The following is a 25,086-nucleotide window of genomic DNA, read 5'->3' as shown; positions in this document are numbered from 1 at the left end:
GATATAGTGTCTATTTTTAGTAGTAAATGTGTAAAAAATGGGTTTACAATTACTCCAAATGTAATATTTTCTTACTGTTGTTACGCCGTTTTGATTTATAAAGGATAGAATCATGAAAAAGCTACTAATTGTCTCTATGAGTTTGCTAAGTACTACTGTGATGGCGGCGATGCCCGTTAACCAACCAACAGGTTCTAGCTTCACGCTAAGCAGTGCGCCAAACCAAAGAGCATTGTCTACAGCGCTTGGTAATCCAGCGGCACCTTTTATCATGGTCAATCAGCAGGATGACGATAACTTTCGTTTTGGTATTCTTGGTCCGCTTAGTGTCGGCGTAGAAATGGGGGATGTCAGTGACTTGGCTGATCAAGTTGAAGAGATTGAAGGCCTTATTGATAATGCCAATGCAATCAACGCAGTATCTAATAAAAATCGTGCCAATGACATTCTTGATGAAATTGGCAACAGTGCGTATGTGAAGACTACCCTGAGCATGCAAGTGCCTTTTATGCCGGTGATTTATAAAACCAAAGATAATGGTGCTTTCATGTTGGATGCCAGCATTTCTGGTGTTGCCAAAGGAAATTTATTGGCAGATAAAGTTGCTGTTAATGGAACAAATGATGGTTTAGCGTCTGACACATCTTTTTATGCTCAAACGGCAACGGATTTTCAAATTGGTTTAGGTTACAGTCAGGCTATGTGGGAAAACTCTCACGGTATGCTAGTCGGTGGCGCAAAAGCTAACATTCACCAGATTTCAATGGGGCGTGCCTTGGTAAGGTTGGATGATGATAGTATCGATGCTGGTGATGCCATTTCCGATTCTATTTCAGATGATGCGGTTAGTAGTACAGGCGTTGGTATTGATTTAGGCGCAGTTTGGGTGTCTAACTATTACCAAGTGGGTTTGACGCTTGCGAATATCAATGAGCCTGAGTTTGATGGAGCTCCTATCACCACGAACGCTGCTTCAGATAAGTATAATATAAGTGCGTCAGACAAATACGTAATGGAAATGCAAAGCACGGTGGATTTTGCTGTGTCGACGAAAGGCAAACAAGTTACTTTAGGGATGTCTTATGATGCCAATGAGGTAAAGGATGCAGTGGGTGATGAATACCAATGGGCTGTTGCGTCTGTGTCTTACTATGGTGATTCACACTACATTCCAGGCCTTCGTGCTGGTTATCGTCAAAATCTAGCTGGTACCGAGCTGAGTTATGCGACGTTTGGTTTGACTGTTTTGAAACGTTTGAATATTGACCTTGGGGTTGCTCTAGAGACCGTTGAAGACGAAGACGGGGATGAAATGCCTCGTAGTGCGTACTTCTCACTTGGTTACGACACTGCGTTTTGATAATCCATTAAAGTTAATAAATAGAAAGCCGATAATATTACATTATCGGCTTTTTTATTTTTACTTACTGGGCCGCATCTTATAAATTGATTCAGGCAAGTTAATGAAGAAGTATTTAGCGACTTTTAGTATGGCTATACTGAGCTCTAGTGTGATGGCATCCATACCCATTTATCAGCCAATAGGATCTAGCACGGTTTTAGGTGGCTACGCGAACCGACAATCATTAATTACCTCATTAGCTAACCCTGCAGCTCCTTATCTTATGACCAATATTGAAAGCTTCCGTGTTGGTTTTTTAGGTCCGTTGAGTTTAGGTTATGAAACGGGAGAGATTAGCGACCTGAACGATAAAGTTGATGAGCTAGAAGGTATCTTAGATCGAAAGGACTATAGCGCGGGTGAGGCTGCTGCCGCAAAAGAGAGAGCTGAAGCCATCATTAATGAAATAGGCGATACAGCATATGTTAAATTCTCTGGTTCAGTGCAAGTGCCCTTTATGCCTATCATTTATAAAACCCGTAATCGTGGGGCGTTTATGCTGGATGCAAGTGCTTCGTTGGTGAGTCGTGCTAGTGTTTTAGCGGATGACATCTCTGTAGTAGGTTCGGATTTGAGTTCTGATACCTCGCTTTATGTGAAAAGAGCGACAGATTATCGCTTTGGTCTGGGTTATAGCCAAGTTGTTGGTCGGCCCGTTAGCGGAGCGTTAATTCTAGGTGGTCGAGTTAATGTTCATAACATCGCATTGAATAAAAAATTGTCTGTATTGACCGATGAAAGTGACGATGCTGATGATGGATTTGGTGACTTTTTATTGGAAAGAAAAAATGTCGAAACCGGTGTTAGTCTAGATCTTGGTGCTATTTGGGCCGCTCCGAATTATCAACTGGGCGCTTCATTGGCAAATGTTAATGAGCCTGAATTTGATTTTGGCGAGTTAGGCAATTGCAGTGGCTTGTCGGGCTCCGATTTAATCAGTTGCAATGCATCGGTACGCTTATCCGATGAGGGTAAATTAGAGCTAAAAGAAACCTACAAAATGAAATCTCAGCTGACCTTAGATGCGGCGGTAATGTCGACCAATCAGAATTGGTCTCTTGCTGGTTCCTATGATGTGAACTCCGTTGCTGACCCTGTTGGGGATAAATATCAATGGAAGGTGATTTCTCTCTCTTACTTTAGCGATAACCTTCTTTTTCCAGGTATTCGTGTCGGTTACCGAAAAAATCATGCAGGCAGTAAATTGAGTTATGCGACGGTAGGGGCGACTTTGTTTAGGCGTCTAGACTTTGACCTCGCTTATGGACTAGAAAAATTTAGCGACGGTGATGGTGGTACTTTACCCCGAAGCTTGTATTTTTCTGTCGGCTACGGCTTTGCCTTTTAGCACTACACGATCATAGGATTAAACAGGAATAACGTGCGTTGGGGTTAAAATTGCTTGCAATGGCACGTCCCAACCTTCCACTGGTAGGCTGTTAACGTGCTGGCAATCGTGTGCTAAGCCTATCAGTAGTGGTGCTTCATCTGTTCTTTTATTAGCAAAGGTTCTGTCATAGAAACCACCCCCCATACCAAGGCGCCCGCCTTCTGAGTCAAATCCAACTAAAGGTAACAATACAATGTCCAGTTCACTCCCTGAAAGATAATTCGTCGTGATGGGTTCGTTAATACCATAGACATTTTCTTGCCAAATCGTATCGGCAGAGTAAAGTGCAAAAGTGAGTTGTTTGCCTTGGATGACGGGGAGATAAGTCTGAATATTTTGTTGCCAAAAATATTCGCATAATAGATGAGGTGAGATTTCGCCATCGTTCGATAAATAAAGTGCAATGCGTTTGGCATCAACTATTTGGGGGTTGCTAAGCTGTTCTTGAAAACAGTTGAGTAGCGCTTTAGCGGCGCTGAGTTGCTGCTCTGGCGATAAGCTTCTTCTGGCTTGGCGTAATTGACGACGAAGTGTTTGTCTAGAATCTAGATGTGAGGTCATAAAAGAGTTTCCCAAGTTGCCGTGTCGGCTATTGGCCTTGAACCCAGTGGTTCAAGGTGGAAAGAACTGTGACTTTTTAGGCTTTCCGACGCACGGACATGCACACCAAACCAACAGGCTCTCTCCGGGGTATTACTCATAGGCTCAAGGGCGTTAAGCCGCTTCGAACAACCCAGGAAACGAACTCCAGTATAAGGTAATTCATTGTGTAAATCACTCTGTAGTCTCATTCGTTTTCTGCACTGTATGAAGAAAATTCGTGTTCTGCGCTTGCAATCAAAAAAGTAGATCAAAGAATAAACCACAAGTGATTATTCATTAACCAACTTTGTTTGATGTGTTAATGCTGCATCGAGCTGCGACGTCAGCTCTCGCAACTGTTGCTCGTTAGAGCGTGCGTATTTTTGATTAGAAAGCATATCGTGAGTAATATTCAATGCTGCAAGTACAGCAATTTTTTCAAGTCCGACGATTTTCCCACCGGCCTTAATTTCGCGCATTTGATTATTCAAATACTCCGCCGCTTCTTTCAAATCAGCTTCGTGCCCTTTAGGGCAATTTATCTTATAAGTTTGTCCCAGTATGGCGACTGAAACGGTTGGCTTATCCATATTGACTCCATTTGATAGCAAGGCCCACAAAAAATGGTCTGTTTTTCCATCATTGGGTAGCGAATGGCATTTTATGCTGCGAGTAAATTCGTTACAATTCCGAATCACCTTTATCCACACTGTTTATAGCAAATTGACGCCAATATGGAAATAAACCCGATAGTTTCAAAGATAAAAGACCTTTCTTCTCGTGCTTTAACCCTACGGGGGTTTCTTTGACTACGAGTCAAAGAAAGAACGTCTAGAAGAAGTTAACCGTGAACTGGAAGATCCAGAGGTCTGGAACGATCCAGACTATGCCCAAAAACTAGGTAAAGAACGTGCCTCATTAGAAGCCGTTGTAGAAACGCTAGACAGTATGGAATCAGGTGTAAATGATTCCAAAGAGCTGTTGGACATTGCGGTCGAAGATAACGACGAAGATTCCGTGGAAGCGGTTCGACTTGAGCTGGAAGAGCTTGATGCTCTGTTGGCTAAGTTGGAGTTCCGTCGCATGTTTTCCAAAGAGATGGACGAAAGCAGCGCTTTCTTAGACATTCAGTCTGGCTCCGGTGGTACCGAAGCGCAAGACTGGGCCAATATCCTATTGCGCATGTATTTACGCTGGGGAGAAGACAAAGGCTTTAATGTCGAACTGATGGAAGTGTCCGCTGGCGATGTGGCAGGTATTAAATCTGCGACCATTCGCTTTGAAGGCGACTACGCTTTTGGTTGGTTACGCACTGAGACGGGTGTACATCGTTTAGTACGTAAATCACCTTTTGACTCAGGTAATCGTCGTCATACGTCTTTTGCGTCTGTTTTCGTATCGCCTGAGATCGATGATAACGTCGAGATTGATATCAATCCGGCTGATATTCGTACCGACACTTACCGCTCATCTGGTGCAGGTGGTCAGCACGTAAACACCACCGACTCGGCGGTACGTATTACTCACATACCAACAAACATCGTTGTGCAATGTCAAAACCAGCGTTCACAGCACGCTAACCGTGACTTTGCGATGAAGCAGCTTCGCGCTAAATTGTACGAATTTGAAATGATGAAACGTAACGAAGCCGCCAAAGCGGTAGAAGACAGCAAATCCGATATCGGTTGGGGCAGTCAGATTCGCTCCTATGTATTGGATGCATCGCGTATCAAAGATTTGCGTACTGGTGTAGAAAGCTCCAACACGGGTGCCGTGCTGGATGGCAACTTAGACCAGTTTATCGTTGCAAGTTTAAAGCAGGGCCTATAAAGCGCCGTCCCATTTTGAAAAATTTATAAGAGCAGATAGCAAAATCATGGCTAACGAAAATAACACAGAATCTACCGTACAATCTGATGACAACCGTTTAGTAGCGGAGCGCCGCGCTAAATTGGCGGCCATTCGTACAGAGCGCAATGCGTACCCAAATGACTTCCGTCCCAATGCTTACGCAGCGGATTTACAAGCGGAATTTGGTGACATTGAAAAGCCAGCATTGGAAGAAAAAGATCATAAAGTCAGCATCGCCGGTCGTATTGTACGTAACCGTGGCGCGTTCATGTTGCTACAAGACATGACAGGACAAATTCAAGCCTACGTAAACCGTAAAGCCTTGTCTCCTGAATTACTTGCGGATCAAAAAACATGGGATTTGGGCGATATCATTGGTATTTCTGGTCCTGTGCATAAATCTGGCAAAGGCGATTTGTATGTAGACATGCAAGAAGCACAACTACTAACCAAATCACTGCGTCCGCTGCCAGACAAGCATCACGGTTTGTCTGATATGGAAATGCGTTATCGCCAGCGTTACGTTGATTTGATTGTAAACGAAGAGTCTCGCGCTACGTTTCAGATGCGTTCAAAAATCATTTCTACCATTCGTCGCTTCTTAGAAGATCGACGTTTCATGGAAGTGGAAACGCCAATGCTACAAACGATCCCAGGTGGTGCCACGGCGCGTCCTTTCGTGACGCATCATAATGCCATGGACATGAACATGTACTTGCGTATCGCGCCTGAGCTTTATTTAAAACGTTTAGTTGTGGGTGGTTTTGAGCGTGTGTTCGAGATTAATCGTAATTTCCGTAACGAAGGAACGTCGACTCGCCATAACCCAGAATTCACCATGATCGAGTTCTATCAAGCATACGCGGATTACAACGATCTAATGGACCTGACAGAAGCCATGTTGCGTGATGTTGCTGAAAAAGTATTGAGCACAACAATCGTGACGTACCAAGGGTCTGAATACGACTTTGGCGTACCATTTGTTCGCATGACCATGCTGGAGTCTATTCTTCATTACAACCCAGAATTAACTGCGGCAGATCTTGAATCATTAGAAAGTGCAACAGCGGTCGCGAAGAATCTAAAAATCGACGTCAAACCGATTTGGGGCTTGGGCAAACTTTGGACAGAGATTTTCGAAGAAACGGCTGAAAGCAAACTGGATCAACCAACCTTCATTACAGAGTACCCAGCGGAAGTTTCTCCATTGGCGCGTCGTAATGACCATAATGATTTCATTACAGACCGTTTTGAATTCTTCGTGGGCGGACGTGAAATTGCTAACGGTTTCTCGGAGCTAAATGATCCAGAAGACCAAGCTGAACGTTTCAAGCGTCAGGTTGCTGAAAAAGACGCCGGTGATGATGAAGCAATGCATTACGATGCAGACTACATTAATGCGCTTGAGTACGGCTTACCACCAACGGCTGGTGAAGGTATTGGTATCGATCGCTTGGTGATGTTGTTTACTGATGCACCTTCGATACGTGACGTATTGTTATTCCCTCATATGCGCCCTCAAGATTAACCTTAGGCCATATAGGAAAACGTAAAGAAGGCCTCAATTGAGGCCTTCTTTTGTTTGAACTCTCTCTTTTATGAAGAATAATGGAGCACTCCATGAGTCGTTTTTGGACAGATAAAATCGCTTCTCTTGACCCTTACGTGCCAGGCGAGCAACCGCAAGATAAAAAATACATCAAACTAAATACCAACGAAAGTCCTTACGCGCCGTCATCTAAAGCATTAGCTGCTATGGCGGCTGAAGTCAGTGAGCGTTTACGTCTTTATCCAGATCCAAACGGCAGCGCACTGAAAAATGCGTTGGCAAAAAGCTACCAGCTAGAAGCGAATCAAGTATTTATCGGCAACGGCTCAGACGAAGTATTGGCGTTAGCCTTTATGGGGTATTTTGCTGGTGGTAAACCATTGGCGTTTGCCGACGTTACTTATAGCTTCTATAAAGTCTATGCGGGTTTATATGGTATTGAACCGAAGCTAATTTCACTCAACGATAATTTCGACATTGTACCAGCGGATTACCAAAATCTAGATGTATCGGGTGTGGTTGTGACCAATCCAAATGCACCAACAGGCAAAGCCCTTTCTTTGGCAGACATTGAATTCATTTTAAAAGCCAACTCAGATGTGGTGGTGTTGGTAGACGAGGCTTACGTCGATTTCGGCGCTCAAAGTGCTTCGACCTTGATCAACCAATACCCAAATCTATTGGTTGTGCAAACCTTGTCTAAGTCTCGCGCCTTGGCAGGTATTCGCGTTGGTTACGCATTGGGTCATCCAGAGTTGATCGAAGGGCTAGAGCGCTTGAAGAACTCTTTCAACTCCTACCCTGTGGATCGTATCGCCTTGGCTGGTGCTACTGCTGCGGTCGAAGATGAAGCCTATTTAAAAGAGATTTGCGACAAAACCATCGCCACCCGTGAGCAATCTGTCAAAGATCTCGAAGCGCTTGGTTTTAACGTACTGCCATCGGCTACTAATTTTGTCTTCGTTACGCATCCAGAAAAAGACGCCGAGAAAATTTACCTTGCGCTAAAAGACCAAGGTATTCTCGTTCGATACTTTGGTAACAAACCACGCATTGGTAACTACTTGCGGATTACCATAGGTACGAATGAAGAAATGGCGGCATTAACCGCAGCGCTAAAAACATTGTAAAAGTCGCCTTCCTTCACCACGCCTTGTGGGACATGGTGAAGGAGGCACGACCGTAACCTGGCGAAGAAAGCGAAGCTTTCATTGTGGGGTTCGGCTTTAGCGCGACGCTGAATTTATGCTCCATTCAAACGCTTTGTATCCCCGACCTTTTTTCCGCTTTTTAATTCAGAAAAAAGCTAAGCGTGTAACTTTTGCCCAGAGCCGCAAAAACTTAGGTTTAAAGGAAAGCAAAAATTCGCTTTAAGATCTTTAATGCCTGATTTTCTTCATCGATAAATAGCATTGCGACGCTCTGGGGCAGTAAGGCATAGATTGGCCTTGCTGTTCGAGAGATTCTTTCTGTTAATGACTCTGAAACGCCATAAAGTCGCGCAACTTCGTCGCGTCGAACTGACTATATCTGGGACACAGTGCAGAAAGTGATAATACCGAGGCTCTAAGTTTCTTCCCCTTTCTTCAAGGGGAAGACGGAAGATGGGGTTATTGCTCTTCTGTGTTCTGCTTTGTTTAGGGTAGGTCGAGGCTTTAGCCCGACGTGGAATTTAGGTTCCATTCAAACGCTTTGTATCCCTGACCTTTTTTACGCTTTTTTAATTCAGAAAAAAGCTAAGCGTGTAAATTTTTCCCAGAGCCGCAAAAACTTAGGTTTAAAGGAAAGCAAAAATTCGCTTTAAGATCTTTAATGCCTCCTTTTCTTCATAAGAGCATGATTGCTTCCTACGCTCCTTTTATCGTAAGGCATAGATTGTTTATTTGGTGAGAGATAGATCGCCAAACAATAACTTTGAAATGCCATAAAGTCGCGCAACTTCGTTGCGTCGAACTGATTTCTTCGGGATGAAAATCAAAACGCAATTAATGGGTAGATATACAGTCTACTTTTGAAATGATCGCATTTTTGCACGTTTAACTATTTTTAATAAACCAGTTGTATGTGTTTTGTACTGGTGAAAAATTAAAAAATCCTTTAGTGTCAATGGATAAGAATATTTTCAGCTTTGGCTTCTGCTTGTGCCTGTATTTATAGCTTTAAAATCAGTGACTTACAGGCATAAAAAGAGAGTTCTTAAATTGTCTAAACGCGCATGCGCATTAACAAAATGTTAGGCGTACACAGGAGCAATATGTCAGATTCAGGAGTCAATTATATAGCATGGTGGGGTGCGATTTTATCAACTTTACTTGCTTGTATAAAAGTTTGGGAAATTTGGAGTAATCGCTTCCGTATAGATATCGGTCATAACTTTACTTCTGATCCGATTCAAGGAAACGACATCCTTATTAGAAATTTATCTTCGAAACCGATCATTCTAGAATATTGGGAGCTTCATTATTGTTCAAGATGGTGGCCATTTCGTAAGTTTGAAGAATTCGAATCACCAGGTCCTGATGCATGTGACTCTAGGATTGATGCGCATTCAAGTAAAACACTACCCTTTAGAGGACAATATCATTTCAATTGGAGTAATACGTTTTTGAAAGGCAGAAGCATTTATATAAAAATATATATTGCAGGGCGAAAACCTTTTTATAGAAAAGTATTTCGGTAATGTACGCCTAACAAGTCATTGCAGCAGGACAAATAAAAGTGGGCTATCGCTCGTGCCTCACTCATTTTGGCCCACAATTTTTAGCCTGTTATTATGGGCGTTATAGCTAAGGAGGCTGTGTGCCTTTTAATTTATCGGAAGAGCAGCTGGCTCATGCGGAAAAAGAAATTGGGTTAAAACTGCCGCACGAATACCGTGAGGCTATGAAGCTTGATAATGGTGGCGAAGCGTCTATAGAAGAAGATGATTGGGAGTTCTACCCAATTAAAGATGCCTCAGATAGAAAGCGCTTGTCTCGTACCTGTAATCACATCATTAGCGAAACAAAGTCCTGTGGAGGTTTTGGCAATTTCCCTGAAAATGCACTGGCCATTGCTAGTAACGGGCTAGGTGATCAAATGGTGTTCATTAAAGAGTCGGGCAGGTTTCTGGATGAGATCTTCTTATGGCTACATGAAACAGGGGAGTTGCATAAGCTAGCAGACTCTTTTAGTAAAATTGAAAAGCTATAACAATGCCAGTAACGGCGAGCAACTTTTCCGTCGCTTTTTTGTGGCGAAAAAGACTGCCACAAAAAATCAACTACAAAGCGGCGCGTGTTGGCGGCATTGGTCTTCAAAGGAGTTATCATGCAGGCATTAGAGTTAAAAATTCCACCAGTTGTTCAGGTGTTTGTGACGGCAAGCCTTATGTGGGCATTGGCGGTTGCTGTGCCGAGTTTTGGCTTCACTTTGTCCGTGTCTTCGCTTGTTGCAATAGTGTTTGCGGCAATTGGTGTTGCTTTTGCGTTACGTGGCGTATTGGAGTTTCGGTCAGCGGGCACAACCGTCGACCCGCGAGTACCAGAGCAATCCGTTAGCCTTGTAGTTCGCGGAGTCTATCGAATAAGTCGAAACCCGATGTACGCTGGGTTCTTGCTTGTTCTGATTGCTTGGGGAATGTTTCTGAGCAATTTGGCAAGTTTTGTGCTGCTTCCAGCATTCGTTATTTATATGAACCGGTTTCAAATCGCTCCAGAGGAGCGGCATATGCGAGAGAAGTTTGGTGAGGCTTACCGCGAGTATGAAGCAGAGGTGCGCAGATGGTTTTGATGCTCAACAATTTTTTAAGTTCGTTTTCGACATAGTACATTAAGGTTGTTTTATGTCCGCTGGACTCAATGTGCGTAACGATAAGCTGATGGGGTAGTGGTCTGAAGAATGTATTTGCGTATGCACATGCGCATCGACAGTTTCTAATCCGCGACAGTAAATATGGTCAAGGTGCTGAAATAAATGGTTTAGTCTTGGCTGACGTGTCATTTCCACTTCTTCCAGCAAAAACGAGGTGGCGAGTTCATTAAAATATTTTAACCTTTTCCCATTCCACGTATTAAAATCCCCGGCTAATAATATGGGCCCATTATGATGTTCCAGCGTTAGAGAAATTTGATCCATATGTGCTTTGAACTTTTCGAAAGAAACAAAGTTGATCGCGTGGACATTGATAACAAGTAATGATTGTTTAAGGTGATCTAATGGATACACGGTTGCCAGCAACATTTTTTTTGTTTTTGTAATGGGTTCGCCGTGAGCTGACGCTGAAAAATAATGTTCTACTGCCGCAACAGTTGATCCGGTTTTAACGCCTGTTTCGATGCTGGTTTTGACGCTCATGAAGCTGCTCGCCATAATCCACTGATGCTCTGATGACGCATTAAAAAGGTTGTCGAAAGAGGAATTTAAAATGGCTTCCTGCAAGATAACTAAATTTTTATCATGAATGAGCGTTGTAAAATCCTTCAACCAGCCTTTTTTTCGACATTTAAAAACATTCCACACTAATATTTCGATGTTTGGCCCTAGCGCCTGATTTGGCGCGCTGCCCATGATTTTAAGCGACTCAACTTTGCTATATCGACTTTTAATCATGAGAATATGGGCCTTTATTAAAAATTATGATGGCAAGGTGCTACGCATTGCATTACAGGTAGGGTGAGAATAAACGAAACAAGTTATTACGAATTTTTTTGTAGATGGGCAATTTATCCATTTCATCCTCAATAACGAGGCTTGCGTTGCGTTTCTTTAAAGTAAACAGTTCGGTTAGTTGTGTATTAAGACCCGTATCAAAACATTCTAGGTTAATTTCAAAATTGAATTCAAGGCTTCTGGCGTCCCAGTTGGTGGAACCTATAAAGGACCAAATATCATCGATAATGACCACTTTACTGTGGTCAAAAGGCCGCTTGTTTTTGTATATCTGTATACCGTGTTCCATTATTCTTGAAAAATTGGCTTCCATCACCCAGTCGACAAAAGGAATGTTGCTGTGTTCAGGTACTATGATTTCGACTGACACTCCTCGTAATGCGGCGGCATGAAGCGACGTCATTAAAGTTTGGTCCGGGATAAAGTAGGGCGTTATGATTTTTACGCTTGTTTGTGCGCAAACTAATGCGTTGATTAATGTCCATCGTATTCTATTATGGTGTTCATCAGGACCATCTTGAATGACTCGGGCAACGACGGAGTGATTGTTTTTTTGTTCGAGTGTATTTGGGTTAAAATGGGGGAATTGAATTAATTCACCTGTCGCAAACCCCCAATCTTCTGTAAATACTTGACTGATCTGGTCAATCACGGGACCTGTGACTTTAAAATGCACATCATCTATGGGATGTGTTGCAGATTTTACCAGATTATTCTTACTGACGTTCAATCCTCCAATGTAAGCGACTTCACCATCAATACTGAGTATTTTTCTATGGTTTCTTAGATTGATAAAGCGAATGCCTGTCAACGAAATGGCGGGTAAAAAGCGGGCAGTATTAACCCCGAGTTTTTTTAACGCTCGGTCTGACTTGTGCCAGCTGTAGCCAATGCCAATGCCATCCAGCAAAACATTCACAATAACGCCTCGTTGATGAGCTTCTGCTAACGCGTTAACAAATTGGCGTCCAAGTGAATCGTAATCAAATATATAACTTGATAAGACAACATGAAGTTTTGCGTTTTTAATTGATTCAATCATTGAAGGGTAGGCTACATCTCCATTAATGAGCGGTTCAACTCGGTTATCAGCGACGTAATTTATAGGATGAATGTTATATCCTGCAATGATAGCTGAATTCCAATGTTTGGGTAGCTGATTGAATTTATTGATTTTTTTCGAGAGTCGGCAATATTGTTTAGACGCTTTAGGGTGTTTTTTTTGCGCTAAACGCTTGATGCGATTTATTCCAAACAACCAATAAAAAAGACTTCCGATAACGGGCGAAAATATGACAAGGCCAATCCAAGCCAGTGAGGTACGTTCATTTTCTTTAAATAATAGTACATGTAACGATGTGAAAAACGATAAGGAAACGTGCAAAATAACGATGATGGTGACCCAATGGAGGTAGACCCATTCAACCAATACTTCAATTATTTGCATAAAACTCACTCAAATGATGGATGACTAAATCCATTACGAAAAACAAACGATGTTAATAACGATATAGGCCACTAACGCTTATTTTATGATGTTAGGTTGTATCATTACACAAACGGATAAACCATGACATGATGCCCATAGAAAATTGGGACAGATAGAGAGCAATAAGGCTAAGCAGTTATAAAGTAGAGAGTATAAATGAATAATAACCGAGACATCATAGTGCGCCTGCGCGAGCATATACCATCGTTCGAATGTACACCGGGTTGCCACGATTGCTGCGGTCCAGTAACGACGTCTTCAGAAGAAATCTCGAATCTCCCAGTGAAAACAGACGCTGAACATGATGCAGCATTAGAGGATTTTACCTGCGTGCATTTGGGGCCTAATGGTTGTGAGGTATATGACGATCGTCCATTAATCTGTCGATTGTTTGGCACAACCCCGAATATGGCTTGCCCTAACAGTTGTCGTCCAAAAACCATGGTTGACCCTGATATTGAGGATCAGGTTCATAACTACATTGCTAACACACGACAAGTGTTGGTATAGATTATCATTTAGACGCTAGACCGATTCAACCAACCAATAGTATGTGTATCCTGCCATTAAGGCGGGAACAGTGGAATACACCGTGGCGATTAACGCCGCTTTTGGTGCCAGAGCGATGGCGGGAAAGAGTGCGTCGCCGTCGTTACTGATTGCATTGGCTATTTGTGCCGACAAGGGAATTGCGCCTTGTAGGTAAAGGCCAGTCACCATGATTTGTGGACCACAGCCGGGTAATAGGCCAACCATGGTCGCAAAGAATACAGTCGTGCTGCCCAATAGTTTTAATGAGTTGAGTAGGCCATCACCAACAAAAAGGAGGATGAGTTCGAACAGGATAAACGCGACGACAACCCAACTTGTTACAAATTGTGTGTCTTGAGCGACTTTTCGAATCCAATGTTTGGGAAGCGTATTATCATTTTCTTTTGTTAATTCAGAATAGCGATCATTTTTAGCGGACAACGCCCACAGCAATAAGCATATAAAACCGGCAATGGCGCCAAGGTATTTTATCGATTTATCTGGTAGCCCCAGTAAATCATTGACGTTGTATTGCATGGCAAGAAGCAGGGCGATGGCGCTGGCAGGAATAATGAGTAGGCACCAAAATACGATGCTTATACGGCTGACCCAGATGCCAAAAAGACTTGGATGTGGCAGTGATATTGTGCCTCTTTGACTGGCTGAGTGAACAAGTTCTTGTTTTGGTGCGGGCAAAAAAGAATCCGTCACAAGACCTGACACGATTCCGACCACGATGCTAATTGACAACACGATGACCGCGTCTTTTGGTTGTTGACTGATCAATAAGAATGCCGCGTCTCCCATTGTGCTAGTGAGGACAGCGACCACCGCGCCGAAGCTTATTTTCCCTTGGGTATATTGAGTAATCACGACAATCGCGCCACCACATCCAGGTAAAACGCCCATAAGGCCGGCAAAAACGATCTCGCGATAAGGTTTCTTCCGCATCCAATGCTGTAGAGGCGTGGCGTTTAAGTTGTGGCTTATTCCGTAATAGAGCGCGAGTGTTAGTGCTACGAAAGCAGAGACTTGCAAAAAGGCGTCAGCCAATACGGAGTAGACGATGTCACGTAAACTCGGAATAAGCCAAAGCATGACAAGTGCCATTGGAATTATCATCCGTTTACTGGTGAGTCCTTGTTGAAGGGTATGGTTTTGTTTTAGGGGGATTTCGGCTTCAGTTAGCATAAAAAGTGAGATGTAATTTAGTTGCAAATGATTATCGTTTATATGTATTGGGTTGTGCAAGAGGGAATAAAAAAATAGATAAGTGGATTTACTCATTTTTACTGAACTGAAAAGTATTTATTGACGTAAGAGCTCTCTATAACGATAAAGTTTAGGGAAGCGGTATGCAGTTTAGTGTAGACGAACAATCAAGAATATTAGAGATGGCTTGGGAAGATAGAACGCCATTTGAAGCGATTGAACACCAGTTTGGTTTGAATGAGCAAGCGGTTATCAAACTCATGCGAAAGAGCTTAAAACTCAGTAGTTTTAAATTGTGGCGAGAGCGTGCCAGCGGGCGAAAAACGAAGCATTTACTGCTTAGATCGTCTAGTGTGAGCAGAGGCTACTGCCCAACTCAATATAAGCAACGCTAGGCTTTGCACGTCTTGCGGTTGTTGATGAAGTTTAAGGGTTGGTATTTTTATAACCTTCAAACGTCAATGCAAGCAACGCCCGTTAAAATATTAACTAATGGATATTTCATTGCTATTTTCTTATGAATGAATCTTCTTTGTCAGAACAACACACGACAGAATCACTGGCGCACTTGCTCAGTAGAGTAGCTCAAGAAGACCGTCACGCTTTTTCTGAATTATATCAAGCCACTCACCGGAAACTTTTTGGTATTGTTTACCGTATCTTAAAGCGTCAGTCCTTATCCGAAGAAGTATTACAGGAGGTTTATCTAAGGATATGGGAAAAGGCATCGGCGTATGATACCCGTGTTGCCTCACCAATTACTTGGATGGCGACGATTGCACGCAATCGTACTATTGATGAAGTGCGAAAAAATCAACTCCCCGATAGCGATATCGATGTGGACTTTGACTTGATAGCCGATGATTCTATGACGCCAGACGACTCTTTTGCTAAGAGTCGAGAACTATTAACATTAGAGGCTTGTTTAGCTGGGCTCGAATCGCCTAGATCAGAGATGATTAAGGCGGCTTATTTAGACGGAGATTCTCGTCAGGAGCTTGCCGAGCGTTTTAATCAACCGTTAGGGACGATTAAAACTTGGCTGCATCGCGGCATTAAACAGCTGCAAGGTTGTATGAATCTATGAATAACGATGAAGAAACCTCTATCCACACGTTGGCAGCAGAATATGTGCTTGGTACTTTAGAAAAGACTGAGCGCGACGCAGTAGAAGTGCGCCGAGAAAGTGATCCATTGCTTGACCAAGCGATTGTCAGATGGCAGGCGCATCTTGCTGGATTAAACGAATATGTACAGGATGCAGAGCCAAGAGAAGGCTTGTTCGACGAGATTTTGATCAAGCTTGATCAAAGTGCCGAGAAAAGTACCGAGAAAAATACTGAGAAAAAAATCGCGAGTGAAAAGAGCGAATCTGCAAAGGCGTCGCCTGTTGTGGTTGAGATGGATGCTATGAGAGTGAAATTGAAACGCTGGCGTTTTACGGCGTTTGGTGCATCGGCCATTGCCGCATGTCTTGCTGTCTTTATGGTTGTGAATCCGACTATTGAGCCGACAGTTCAAGCGAATGCGCCTTTTGTTGCTGTTTTTCAAGCGGATGATAGCCAGCCAGCTTTTATTATGTCGCTCGATATTAATACTCGCCAGCTTACGGTTCGTCCTGTGATGGCTCAAGGCCAAGCTGGCAAAACCTATCAGTTGTGGATTAAATCTGATGACATTGGCCCAGCACCGCGTTCTTTAGGGTTGCTAGCGAATGTTGCCAATCCGATACAGAAGAAAATTGACTATGATCCTGCGATCATTCGTCATGCAACGTTTGGTATTAGTGTCGAACCAATGGGCGGGTCACCGACAGGGGTGCCAACGGGTCCTGCTATTCATGGCAGATTGTATCCAACGTCTTTGTGATCTGAGTAGATCATTGCCTGAGTAATACAAAGAAAATGTTAAATCTCTATTTTCTGAAACTTTTTCAGAGTGCTCCCGTAGCTAAAGATGTGAAACAAAATCATGCTATTTCAACGAGACACAATTTAGAGGTTTATTATGAAAAACACACTTGCACGCATTACTCTTGTTTTCGGTATTTTAGCAATGACTGGCGCGGTATTGGCTAGTGGAATGAATGGCAAACTAGCGGTTAAAGGCAGTGATCAGGATGTGTCTGGTGGAACAGTCAGTGCCGATATGATAATGGCGGAAAGCAACGGCTGGTTGGTTGTTCACCGTACTGACAAGTCTAAAAAACCAGGTCCTGTTGTTGCGTATGCGCCACTTAAAAAAGGCAAAAACCATGATGTTGCCGCCATTCTGACTGAACCAGTTAAGTCCGGAGATATGCTAATGTTGATGTTACATGGCGAAGCTGGTGGTATGAAAACCGGTATTTTTGAATACACCTTGGGTGCGAAAGAAGATGGCCCAATCAAAGTAGACGGTAAGCTAGTGATGGACGTGATCACGGCAAGATAAGGCAGAAGAAAAATTGCAGAGGCTGATACCTTGTGTGTCCGCCTCTTTTTTATGTTGTCGGTTGGGGGCGTTTACCCCAATACGGATCAGAATGACCAAAAAATTCGGACATAAATTCCAGAAAATACAGAACCTTTGACGACTTCATTCGATTGCCAGGGTATAGCGCATAAATACTTTGCGGTGTGTCCCGTTCCGATCCTTCCCAGCTTTCTAGCAAGGTAACTAACTCCCCTGTAGCCAAATATTGAAACACCAACCAGCGTGGAAATAAAATAATCCCCTGGCCAGCCAACGCCGCTTGTACCAATATATCGGCATTATTACTGCATAGGTTGCCAGTGACTTCGATGCATTCAAATGCTGGTTTGCCTTCTTGTCGAAAGAACCAGTTGCGACGCCCGTTATTACCCTTATACACCAAACAATTAAAGTCGAGCAATTGCTTAGGCTGGGATAGATTCTTAGTGTGTTCTTTTATGGTTTCTAAATAGCTTGGTGCAGCGCAGAGTACGAATTGTTCGTCAGCAATGGTTTGGTAATTCAGACTAGAGTCTTCAAAGCCACCAATGCGAATAACAATGTCAGAACCATTAGCGACAGGATCAACGTAGGCATCGGTAAGCATCAATTCAACATTAATGTCAGGGTAGCGTTGTTGGAACTGGCAGATTAATTGGGATAAGTGCAATCGGCCAAATGACACAGGCGCATTGATGTTTAAGTTGCCTTGAGGTGTAAGAAGGGAGCCTTTTACCTGCTCCGTAGCTAGATCTAAACTGGTTAATGCTTCTCTGACTTCGGCGAAGTAATAGTCGCCCACTTCGGTCAGTTTTACGGCCCGAGTGTGTCGATAAAATAGGCGTTGGCCGAGCTCTTCTTCCAGGCTGGAAATGTACCGAGAAACCGAGGAGGGCGGTAACTCCAACTCCCGTGCTGCCGCAACGAAGCTGCCGGTTTTAGCAACGGAAAGAAACACCCTAAGAGGTTTGATGCTCATAATGCAATTATCACTTGTCATCTATGTTATTGATTTAATTTAAGCATCAATCAACAATGTTCGCAACGAAAACGAGCGGAATAAAAGTATGCAAATTGTGGTGTATCTCTTGGTGTTGGCGGCGGGCATGGGGTTGTCAGTTGAGGCTGGTCTTTTGGGGCCATTAGGTGAGTTAGCCGGACATTTTTCAGCGACATTGGCTATTTTTATGATTGGTTCAATATTGCTGTCCTTGATTATGATTTTCTTTGCTAAGCCAAATTTACCTGAGCTATTTAAGCAGCCTAAATGGTTGCTTACTGGCGGTGTATTAGGACCTATTTATGTGGTTTTTCTGACTATAGCCACACCGATTATCGGTGTCGGTATGACGATGACGAGTGTTTTGTTAGGACAAATCGGCATGAGTCTGGTGATTGATCATTATGGTTTGTTGGGCAGTGAAAAGCGCGGGATTGACCCGTATCGAGCTTTGGCGTTAGTAATGATTTTAGCCGCCCTTTGGTTGTTGAGTCAGGAGTAGAATGATGACCGTATTTTTTGCAATTTTTATGTTGGTATTGGGTGGCATTGCTCTGTCTGTGCAATCTTCCATTAATGGACGTCTTGGTCATAATGTTGGTGTGATTGCCAGCGCTTGGCTGACTTTTGTAATTGGCTTTGCGATTTCGTTCTTGTTGTTTTTCTTCTTTGAATCGAATCATGAAGTCTCTCTTTTTAGTGCGCCTAAGTGGCAACTTAGCGGCGCTTTATTTGGCGTAATGTACATGTTAATTGTGGTCTTTGCTGTGCCTAAAATTGGTATTGCTGCCGCGACAGTGTGTACCATTTCCGGTCAGTTAATCATGAGCTTGTTGATAGACCATTTTGGTTGGTTAGAGAATAAAATCATTCCTTTGGATGATTACCGATACTTTGCGATTTTGTTATTAGTCGCTGCGGTTACAATGATTTATTTAAGTAATAAACGCATCGACAAAAAAGAGCAGCAAGTCCTTTCTGATTAGAACGCGAAGAGAGGGTATGATGGCGGGAGTCATGTTATTACCCTGGCACGTTTGCTAACGTGTTGGCGATGTCGTTTGTCAATATGAATGGGAATCTTCTTTTGCCTGAGTTAAAAACAGTGGGTCTTTTTATGGTGACAGCACTGGCAGAAATTGTCGGTTGTTACTTGCCTTATCTTTGGTTGCGTGAAGGCAAACCCATTTGGTTATTGGTGCCAGCGGCCTTAAGTTTGGCTGTATTTGCTTGGTTGCTGACATTGCATCCAACCGCTTCTGGAAGAGTGTATGCAGCCTACGGTGGCGTTTATATTTTCATGGCTGTTTTATGGTTGTGGGTTGTAGACGGTATTCGCCCAACGACGTGGGATATGATTGGGTCTGGTGTGGCACTGTTAGGAATGGCGATCATTATGTTTGCGCCACGCGGCGCCTAAATAAAAAGTAGAGCTTGATGAGTTCCATGTCATCGAGCTCTTGTAGTGTTCTATTTAGTAAGCGCCTTCACTGTATATAAGCTCATAGCTGTGGCTGTAGATTTCTAGAATATTACCGAATGGGTCTTCCATGTAAATCATGCGGTAAGGCTTAGTGCCAGGATAGTAATAACGAGGTTTTTCCATACGCTTTTTACCGCCCGCAGCAACAATACGTTCTGCCAGTTCTTCGACATTTGGATCTTGAACGCAAAAATGAAAGATGCCTGTTTTCCAATACTCAAAATTATTTTCTGGGTTAACTTGGTTTTTAAATTCAAATATTTCGACGCCTACTCGGTCGCCTGTTGATAAGTGGGCGATACGAAATTTCTCCCAGCCTCCACCAAAAACCTCAGTACACATTTCACCAATAGGGCTTTTGTCTTCTGTGATGTCTGTGGGTTTCATAATTAAATACCATCCCATGACTTGCGTGTAAAACTCGACGGCTTTGTCTAGGTCCGGTACAGAAATACCAATATGTGAAAAATTGCGTGGGTAAACATTGCTCATGATTTTTTCCTTTGTTGAGATTTTCTGTAGGTTACAAATCCATAAGCATTAAGTAAAATTATCGTTTGAAATGTCTATGAGTATATTTTGTAATGATCAATCCACTTTGGTTGCGTAGTTTTTGTACTTTGGTTGACGTTTCGCACTTTACTCGTACTGCTGAGCAGTTAAATATGACGCAATCTGGTGTCAGTCAGCATGTTCGTAAACTAGAAGAACAACTTGGGCGGCCGTTATTAATTCGTCATGGTAAACAGTTTACCTTGACGGATGCTGGCGAGCGTTTATATCAAGAGGGACGAATCGTTCTGAGTGGTTTAGCCGAGCTTGAAAAGCATGTTGGAGATGATCCTGCCTTTGAAGGATTGGTGCGTGTGGTATCGCCGGGCAGTGTTGGCCTTAAGTTGTATCAACAATTGCTGCTTCTGCAAAAGAAACACCCCAAGTTGGTCATAGATTATCGTTTCGCGCCAAATCGAGAAGTCGAACGATTGATTTCTGAACACAAAGTAGATATTGGTTTCATGACCAGTTCATCGATGATGAATGAGGTTCACATTCAGCCGATAGGAGAGGAGGAGTTGCTTTTGGTGACGCCTCACACTGTTCAATCACCAAGTTGGGCGCAATTACAAGCATTAGGTTTTATTGATCATCCTGATGGGGCTTATCACGCTGGTTTACTGCTGGGAGCAAATTACCCTGAATTTGAGGAAGGGCAAACTTTCGAGCGATCGGGTTTTTGTAATCAAATTAGCTTAATTCTTGAACCTGTTGCCATGGGATTAGGCTTTACCGTTTTACCTCGTCATGCCATTGCGGCCTTTAATAAGCCCTACAGTATTTGTGTCAATCAATTACCCAAATCGGTTACCGAGACACTTTATCTTGGCGTGCATCGAAACAAGCTGTTACCAAGTCGAGTTCACACGGTGTTAGATGAAGCGAAACGCTGTTTGAAATAAAAAAGCCACGCTTATCGTCAATACAAGCGTGGCCTTATGGTGAGAAGAGTAGGTTAATTGTTTTTTAGTTTGTCTTGGATACTGAGCAAAATACCGTCAGCATCCAGTCCGACGCGTTTTAACATGGACGCATGACTGGCGTGCTCTTCATATTGATCCGGTAAACCAAGTTGAAGCGTTGGAATGGTAATGTTGTTCGCCAGTAAAAACTCACTTACTGCAGAGCCTGCACCACCCATGATAGCGTTCTCTTCCACTGTCACGATGAGCTTGGCATCGCGTTGCGCCAATAAGGCGGCTTCATCGATGGGTTTCACAAAGCGCATGTCTAATAACGTGGCATCTAGGCTTTCGGCGGCGTTTAGTGCGTCGTAAGTTGGACGACCAAAACCACAGATGACAATGCCAGACTGGCCTGTTCGTAAGGTACGAGACTTACCAATAGCCAGCGTCGACAGCGTTGGCTCAATTGTTACCCCTTGGCCGGTTCCACGAGGGTAGCGAACCGCCGCAGGACCTTGGTACTCATACCCTGTTTGCAGCATTTTACGGCATTCGTCTTCGTCAGACGGCGCCATCACAACCATGTTTGGAATACAGCGTAGGTACGTTAAGTCGTAAACGCCAGCATGAGTCGGACCGTCTTCGCCCACTAATCCTGCACGATCAATGGCAAACAGTACGTCAAGGTTTTGCAAGGCTACATCGTGAATAAGTTGGTCATAAGCGCGCTGTAAAAAGGTTGAGTAGATAGCAACGACCGGTTTTACACCATCACAAGCCATTCCAGCCGCTAAAGTTACAGCATGCTGTTCTGCGATGGCGACGTCGAAGTATCGGTCAGGGAAGCGCTCTGCGAATTCAATAAGGTCGGAACCTTCTTTCATTGCTGGTGTGATCGCGACAAGCCTGTTGTCTTGCTCGGCGGCATCACACACCCAAGTTCCGAAGACATTACAGTACTTTGGTAGTTTGCTTTTTTCGTTGTTAGGCTTTGGGTCAGGTTCTATTTTATTGATGGCATGATAGCCAATCGGATCGCCTTCTGCTGGTTCAAAGCCTTTGCCTTTTTTTGTGATAACGTGCAAAAACTGAGGGCCAGAACGGTCTTTTAAATTGGCGATGGTTGTCAATAAATGGTCCATATCATGACCATCAATAGGGCCAATATAATTAAAACCTAGTTCTTCAAACATCATGCCCGGCGATACCATGCCTTTCATGTGTTCTTCAGCTTTGCGAGCTAGCTCAAGAGCGGAGGGAAGCCCAGAGAAAACTTTTTGACCACTTTTACGGATGTTGTCGTAGGTTTTACTCGCCCAAATGCGAGCGAAATAGCTAGATAACGCGCCGACTGGTTTCGAAATCGACATCTCGTTGTCATTTAAAATGACCAACATGTCCGCTTTGACATCGCCAGCGTGATTGAGTGCTTCGAACGCCATACCTGCAGACATGGCGCCATCGCCAATGATGGCTACCGCTTTGCGTCCGGTGTTGAGTTGTCGAGCGGCTAGAGACATACCAAGTGCGGCACCGATAGAGGTGCTGGAATGACCAACACCAAAGGTGTCGTATTCGCTTTCGTCACGTTTTGGAAAACCGGATATACCGCTTTCTTGACGAATATTCAGTAGCGCGTCTCGGCGACCGGTAAGGATTTTATGTGGATAAGCTTGATGGCCGACGTCCCAAACAATCCGGTCGTTTGGTGTGTTGTAAAGGTAATGCAGTGCAACGGTCAATTCTACAACGCCAAGTCCAGCGCCAAAATGCCCACCAGTTTGCCCTACACTATAGAGCATGAACTCGCGTAATTCGCGGACAAGCGCCGGCAACTGCTCTTTTTTAAAGGCACGCAAGTCAGCTGGTGAGTCGACTTGATCAAGTAGCGGTGTGTCGGGTCTGGCAGTAGGTATCTCTTCGAACATGGGCACAGGTTTGGTCACATTTAGTTAATCAAAAATAGCGGGTAAGTATATCAGTGGTTACGACCAATAATATAGTTCGCAAGCTCAACTAAAGGTTGAGCGGCATCCCCGAAGGGTGAAATTGATGTGATTGCTTGGTCATGCAAACTCAAGGCAAGTGCCTGAGCACCTTCTAAACCAAGCAGTTTAGGGTACGTCGGTTTGTTTGCTTCTTCATCGGAGAATTGAGTTTTACCCAGCGTCGTTGTGTCACTGGTGATATCAATAATGTCGTCTTGAACTTGAAAGGCCAATCCGATCGCGCTGGCATAGGCGTCTAATGCAGCGAAATCTTTTTCGTTTTGAGCGCCGGTACTTATGGCTCCCATGCGGATACTGGCTCGAATCAATGCTCCGGTTTTATGCTGGTGCATTTGTTCCAGTGCTTTGATATCAATGTTTTTCCCAACATTTGATAAATCAATCATTTGCCCCGTCACCATACCGTGTCGACCGGATGCGTGAACAAGTTCTTGTATCAACTTTAGTTGAGTTTTCGTGTTTTTGTGTGTTGTCAGACTCAATAGCTCGAAGGCAAACGTCTGTAACGCGTCGCCGGCGAGGATGGCGGTCGCTTCATCAAATTGTATATGGCAAGTGGGTTTGCCTCTGCGCAGATCATCATCGTCCATTGCAGGAAGGTCATCATGAATTAAAGAGTAGGCGTGAATGGATTCGATCGCGGCAGCGCTAGCGTCGGTTAAGTCGTTGGCTTCACCGAACAGTGATGCCGCCGCATAAGTGAGCATAGGTCGTACACGCTTGCCGCCATTAAATAAGCTGTAAGACATAGCGCTTTGTAAGTGTGCTGCGGGAGCGTATTGGCTTAAATTTTGCGTTAAATAGTTGTCTACTCGACGACGAGCATAAAGAGAAAAATCGTCTAAAGTCACGAATTAAGTTCCGGATCAAAAGGTTCTAGATGCTCACCATCTTGTTTTTCAAGTAAGATTTGAACTTTTTGTTCAGCTTGGGTGAGAACTAACTGACATTCTTGGCTTAGTTTAACACCTTTTTCGAATGCTTTTAGCGCCTCTTCTAGAGAAAGTTGATTCGACTCCAGCTGAACGACGAGCGTATCTAATTCACCGAGGTTTTCTTCAAAATGGCGAACACTTGTTTTTCGGGACATGGGGGTTACTCTTATTTTGAATCTATGTTTTGTAACAGAAAAAAGCTTACTGTTCGAGGACGTGTTAATGAAAATTACAAATATCTCGCAAGAAGATGTGATTCTTGGTCTTTCTTTCGTATAGAATCATACGCATGTATCGGTTGATTATAGCTTTTTGTTAGGAGACGTGTGTGGATATCGCAACGTTAATAGGACTTGTTGGATCTTTTATAGTTATTATCTCCGCCATTTTTGTCGGTGGATCAGCTGGGATGTTTGTGAATGTCCCATCAATACTGATCGTGTTGGTTGGTTCTATCTTTGTCGTGTTGATGCAATACCCTTTGGCTAAGTTTCTTAGTGCAGGGAAAGTAGCAGCGAAAGCTTTTATGTTTAAGAGTATCCCGCTGGATACCTTGATTGATGAAATCTACGGATTAGCGGATGAGGCACGTAAAGGCGGCTTGCTCTCGTTAGAAGGTAAAGAGGTAAGTCATCCTTTTTTATCGAAAGGCATTCAAATGCTGGTGGATGGCCATGATGGCACCGTAGTGAAGAACCAGTTGTCCCAAGATATGAATCAGTCTTATTATCGTCACATCTCTGGCGCTAAGGTATTCAAGGCTTTTGGTGATGTGGGCCCTGCGATGGGAATGATAGGAACATTGGTCGGCTTGGTGCAAATGCTGGCGAACATGGACGACCCTAAAGCCATTGGCCCTGCCATGGCCGTTGCGCTCTTGACAACATTATATGGTGCTATGATGGCGAACATGGTGTTCTTACCTATTCAGGTAAAATTAAATGTTCGAGCCGATGAAGAGCTGATATGCCAAAAATTAATTTTAGATGCTTTGCTTGCGATTCAGTCCGGCCAAAACCCTCGTGTCTTGGATGGCGCCCTTAAGTCTTATATGGCTGAAGGTAAGCGAATTGAGCGTGAATAATATGT

Annotated in this window: 28 protein-coding genes and 1 other RNA gene; 18 read left to right on the top strand and 11 right to left on the bottom strand. The window is 43.5% G+C overall.

Features of this window, described 5'->3' with window-relative positions; translation table 11 throughout:
* Window positions 1–112: 112 nt before the first annotated feature.
* Both traF (MP3633_RS14245) and traF (MP3633_RS14240) read left to right on the top strand, forming a co-directional pair.
* A complete protein-coding gene (traF, locus tag MP3633_RS14245; protein ID WP_176336036.1) occupies window positions 113–1,360 on the top strand; it encodes a conjugal transfer protein TraF in 1,248 nt (415 codons plus the stop codon).
* A 103-nt stretch (window positions 1,361–1,463) separates the two neighbouring features.
* On the top strand, window positions 1,464–2,750 hold the full coding sequence (gene traF, locus MP3633_RS14240; protein WP_176336035.1) for a conjugal transfer protein TraF: 1,287 nt from the start codon (window positions 1,464–1,466) through the stop codon (window positions 2,748–2,750).
* An 18-nt stretch (window positions 2,751–2,768) separates the two neighbouring features.
* Here the strand turns inward: traF (MP3633_RS14240) and MP3633_RS14235 are convergent, their stop codons facing one another.
* The 3 genes from MP3633_RS14235 to MP3633_RS14225 all read right to left on the bottom strand — a co-directional run bounded on the left by MP3633_RS14235 (window position 2,769) and on the right by MP3633_RS14225 (window position 3,964).
* Window positions 2,769–3,353, bottom strand: a complete 585-nt coding sequence (locus tag MP3633_RS14235; protein WP_176336034.1) for a 5-formyltetrahydrofolate cyclo-ligase — start codon at window positions 3,351–3,353, stop codon at window positions 2,769–2,771.
* Between the two features lie 4 nt (window positions 3,354–3,357).
* Window positions 3,358–3,535: non-coding RNA, 6S RNA (gene ssrS, locus MP3633_RS14230), on the bottom strand.
* A 129-nt stretch (window positions 3,536–3,664) separates the two neighbouring features.
* Window positions 3,665–3,964, bottom strand: coding sequence for a cell division protein ZapA (locus tag MP3633_RS14225; RefSeq protein ID WP_112140691.1), 300 nt, complete (start codon window positions 3,962–3,964; stop codon window positions 3,665–3,667).
* 144 nt (window positions 3,965–4,108) lie between these two features.
* On the opposite strand from MP3633_RS14225, the gene prfB reads away from it, so the two are divergent.
* From prfB to MP3633_RS14195, 6 genes are all read left to right on the top strand, one after another.
* Window positions 4,109–5,204, top strand: a protein-coding gene (gene prfB / locus MP3633_RS14220) for a peptide chain release factor 2 (protein WP_176336033.1) whose coding sequence is annotated in 2 segments (ribosomal slippage) — window positions 4,109–4,180 and window positions 4,182–5,204 — 1,095 coding nt in all. Because the reading frame shifts where the segments join, the coding sequence is not laid out codon by codon here.
* A 46-nt stretch (window positions 5,205–5,250) separates the two neighbouring features.
* Window positions 5,251–6,753: a lysine--tRNA ligase gene (gene lysS, locus MP3633_RS14215; protein WP_176336032.1), complete on the top strand. Its 1,503-nt coding sequence runs from the start codon at window positions 5,251–5,253 to the stop codon at window positions 6,751–6,753.
* A 92-nt stretch (window positions 6,754–6,845) separates the two neighbouring features.
* Window positions 6,846–7,904, top strand: coding sequence for a histidinol-phosphate transaminase (hisC, locus tag MP3633_RS14210; RefSeq protein WP_176336031.1), 1,059 nt, complete (start codon window positions 6,846–6,848; stop codon window positions 7,902–7,904).
* 1,124 nt (window positions 7,905–9,028) lie between these two features.
* Window positions 9,029–9,454 carry a hypothetical protein gene (locus MP3633_RS14205; RefSeq protein ID WP_176336030.1) on the top strand — a complete coding sequence of 142 codons (426 nt, stop codon included), beginning with the start codon at window positions 9,029–9,031 and terminating at the stop codon, window positions 9,452–9,454.
* A 119-nt stretch (window positions 9,455–9,573) separates the two neighbouring features.
* Window positions 9,574–9,966, top strand: a complete 393-nt coding sequence (locus tag MP3633_RS14200) for an SMI1/KNR4 family protein (RefSeq protein WP_176336029.1) — start codon at window positions 9,574–9,576, stop codon at window positions 9,964–9,966.
* A gap of 117 nt (window positions 9,967–10,083) precedes the next feature.
* A complete protein-coding gene (locus MP3633_RS14195; protein ID WP_176336028.1) occupies window positions 10,084–10,545 on the top strand; it encodes a methyltransferase family protein in 462 nt (153 codons plus the stop codon).
* Window positions 10,546–10,584: 39 nt separating this feature from the next.
* On the opposite strand, the gene MP3633_RS14190 is transcribed toward MP3633_RS14195, so the two are convergent.
* Together MP3633_RS14190 and cls are read right to left on the bottom strand one after the other, a co-directional pair.
* Complete coding sequence (locus MP3633_RS14190; RefSeq protein WP_176336027.1) at window positions 10,585–11,364, bottom strand: endonuclease/exonuclease/phosphatase family protein; 780 nt, start codon at window positions 11,362–11,364, stop codon at window positions 10,585–10,587.
* 52 nt (window positions 11,365–11,416) lie between these two features.
* Window positions 11,417–12,871, bottom strand: coding sequence for a cardiolipin synthase (cls, locus tag MP3633_RS14185; protein ID WP_176336026.1), 1,455 nt, complete (start codon window positions 12,869–12,871; stop codon window positions 11,417–11,419).
* A 198-nt stretch (window positions 12,872–13,069) separates the two neighbouring features.
* Between cls and MP3633_RS14180 the strand changes: the two genes are divergently transcribed.
* Window positions 13,070–13,423: a YkgJ family cysteine cluster protein gene (locus tag MP3633_RS14180; protein ID WP_176336025.1), complete on the top strand. Its 354-nt coding sequence runs from the start codon at window positions 13,070–13,072 to the stop codon at window positions 13,421–13,423.
* 15 nt (window positions 13,424–13,438) lie between these two features.
* On the opposite strand, the gene MP3633_RS14175 is transcribed toward MP3633_RS14180, so the two are convergent.
* Window positions 13,439–14,542 (bottom strand): putative manganese transporter, encoded by a 1,104-nt coding sequence (locus MP3633_RS14175; RefSeq protein ID WP_244959664.1) that lies wholly within the window; start codon window positions 14,540–14,542, stop codon window positions 13,439–13,441.
* 257 nt (window positions 14,543–14,799) lie between these two features.
* Between MP3633_RS14175 and MP3633_RS14170 the strand changes: the two genes are divergently transcribed.
* The 4 genes from MP3633_RS14170 (at window position 14,800) to MP3633_RS14155 (ending at window position 17,089) form a co-directional block, all read left to right on the top strand.
* On the top strand, window positions 14,800–15,051 hold the full coding sequence (locus MP3633_RS14170) for a TIGR03643 family protein (RefSeq protein WP_176336024.1): 252 nt from the start codon (window positions 14,800–14,802) through the stop codon (window positions 15,049–15,051).
* Window positions 15,052–15,188: 137 nt separating this feature from the next.
* Window positions 15,189–15,743, top strand: coding sequence for a sigma-70 family RNA polymerase sigma factor (locus tag MP3633_RS14165; protein ID WP_244959662.1), 555 nt, complete (start codon window positions 15,189–15,191; stop codon window positions 15,741–15,743).
* Complete coding sequence (locus tag MP3633_RS14160) at window positions 15,740–16,525, top strand: anti-sigma factor (protein WP_176336022.1); 786 nt, start codon at window positions 15,740–15,742, stop codon at window positions 16,523–16,525. Before MP3633_RS14165 ends, MP3633_RS14160 begins: the two co-directional genes overlap by 4 nt.
* Before the next feature lie 138 nt (window positions 16,526–16,663).
* On the top strand, window positions 16,664–17,089 hold the full coding sequence (locus tag MP3633_RS14155) for a DUF7282 domain-containing protein (RefSeq protein WP_176336021.1): 426 nt from the start codon (window positions 16,664–16,666) through the stop codon (window positions 17,087–17,089).
* A 49-nt stretch (window positions 17,090–17,138) separates the two neighbouring features.
* On the opposite strand, the gene MP3633_RS14150 is transcribed toward MP3633_RS14155, so the two are convergent.
* Window positions 17,139–18,089, bottom strand: a complete 951-nt coding sequence (locus MP3633_RS14150) for a LysR family transcriptional regulator (RefSeq protein ID WP_244959660.1) — start codon at window positions 18,087–18,089, stop codon at window positions 17,139–17,141.
* A gap of 88 nt (window positions 18,090–18,177) precedes the next feature.
* Here MP3633_RS14150 and MP3633_RS14145 point away from each other — a divergent pair, with 88 nt between their 5' ends.
* The 3 genes from MP3633_RS14145 to MP3633_RS14135 all read left to right on the top strand — a co-directional run bounded on the left by MP3633_RS14145 (window position 18,178) and on the right by MP3633_RS14135 (window position 19,530).
* The gene (locus MP3633_RS14145) at window positions 18,178–18,612 is read left to right on the top strand and encodes a DMT family transporter (protein ID WP_176336019.1); all 435 of its coding nucleotides are present in this window, start codon (window positions 18,178–18,180) and stop codon (window positions 18,610–18,612) included.
* A 1-nt stretch (window position 18,613) separates the two neighbouring features.
* Window positions 18,614–19,096: a DMT family transporter gene (locus MP3633_RS14140; protein WP_244959658.1), complete on the top strand. Its 483-nt coding sequence runs from the start codon at window positions 18,614–18,616 to the stop codon at window positions 19,094–19,096.
* Between the two features lie 101 nt (window positions 19,097–19,197).
* Window positions 19,198–19,530, top strand: a complete 333-nt coding sequence (locus tag MP3633_RS14135) for a YnfA family protein (RefSeq protein ID WP_176336821.1) — start codon at window positions 19,198–19,200, stop codon at window positions 19,528–19,530.
* A 54-nt stretch (window positions 19,531–19,584) separates the two neighbouring features.
* On the opposite strand, the gene MP3633_RS14130 is transcribed toward MP3633_RS14135, so the two are convergent.
* Complete coding sequence (locus MP3633_RS14130; protein WP_112140664.1) at window positions 19,585–20,085, bottom strand: lactoylglutathione lyase family protein; 501 nt, start codon at window positions 20,083–20,085, stop codon at window positions 19,585–19,587.
* Between the two features lie 92 nt (window positions 20,086–20,177).
* On the opposite strand from MP3633_RS14130, the gene MP3633_RS14125 reads away from it, so the two are divergent.
* Window positions 20,178–21,050, top strand: a complete 873-nt coding sequence (locus MP3633_RS14125) for a LysR family transcriptional regulator (protein ID WP_112140662.1) — start codon at window positions 20,178–20,180, stop codon at window positions 21,048–21,050.
* 53 nt (window positions 21,051–21,103) lie between these two features.
* Here MP3633_RS14125 and dxs read toward each other — a convergent pair whose 3' ends face one another.
* The 3 genes from dxs to MP3633_RS14110 are packed head-to-tail and all read right to left on the bottom strand — an operon-like array spanning window position 21,104 to window position 24,152.
* Entirely contained in the window at window positions 21,104–22,981 is a 1,878-nt protein-coding gene (gene dxs / locus MP3633_RS14120) for a 1-deoxy-D-xylulose-5-phosphate synthase (RefSeq protein WP_176336820.1), read from the bottom strand.
* A gap of 50 nt (window positions 22,982–23,031) precedes the next feature.
* The gene (gene ispA, locus MP3633_RS14115; RefSeq protein ID WP_176336018.1) at window positions 23,032–23,913 is read right to left on the bottom strand and encodes a (2E,6E)-farnesyl diphosphate synthase; all 882 of its coding nucleotides are present in this window, start codon (window positions 23,911–23,913) and stop codon (window positions 23,032–23,034) included.
* Entirely contained in the window at window positions 23,910–24,152 is a 243-nt protein-coding gene (locus MP3633_RS14110; protein WP_176336017.1) for an exodeoxyribonuclease VII small subunit, read from the bottom strand. Before MP3633_RS14110 ends, ispA begins: the two co-directional genes overlap by 4 nt.
* Before the next feature lie 173 nt (window positions 24,153–24,325).
* Here MP3633_RS14110 and pomA point away from each other — a divergent pair, with 173 nt between their 5' ends.
* A complete protein-coding gene (pomA, locus tag MP3633_RS14105) occupies window positions 24,326–25,081 on the top strand; it encodes a flagellar motor protein PomA (RefSeq protein ID WP_176336016.1) in 756 nt (251 codons plus the stop codon).
* Window positions 25,082–25,086: the final 5 nt, after the last annotated feature.

This window comes from Marinomonas primoryensis, assembly GCF_013372285.1.
GTDB classification, from domain to species: domain Bacteria; phylum Pseudomonadota; class Gammaproteobacteria; order Pseudomonadales; family Marinomonadaceae; genus Marinomonas; species Marinomonas primoryensis.
The sequence above is the reverse complement of the archived record's forward strand: the minus strand, read 5'-3'. Positions and strand labels throughout refer to the sequence as shown.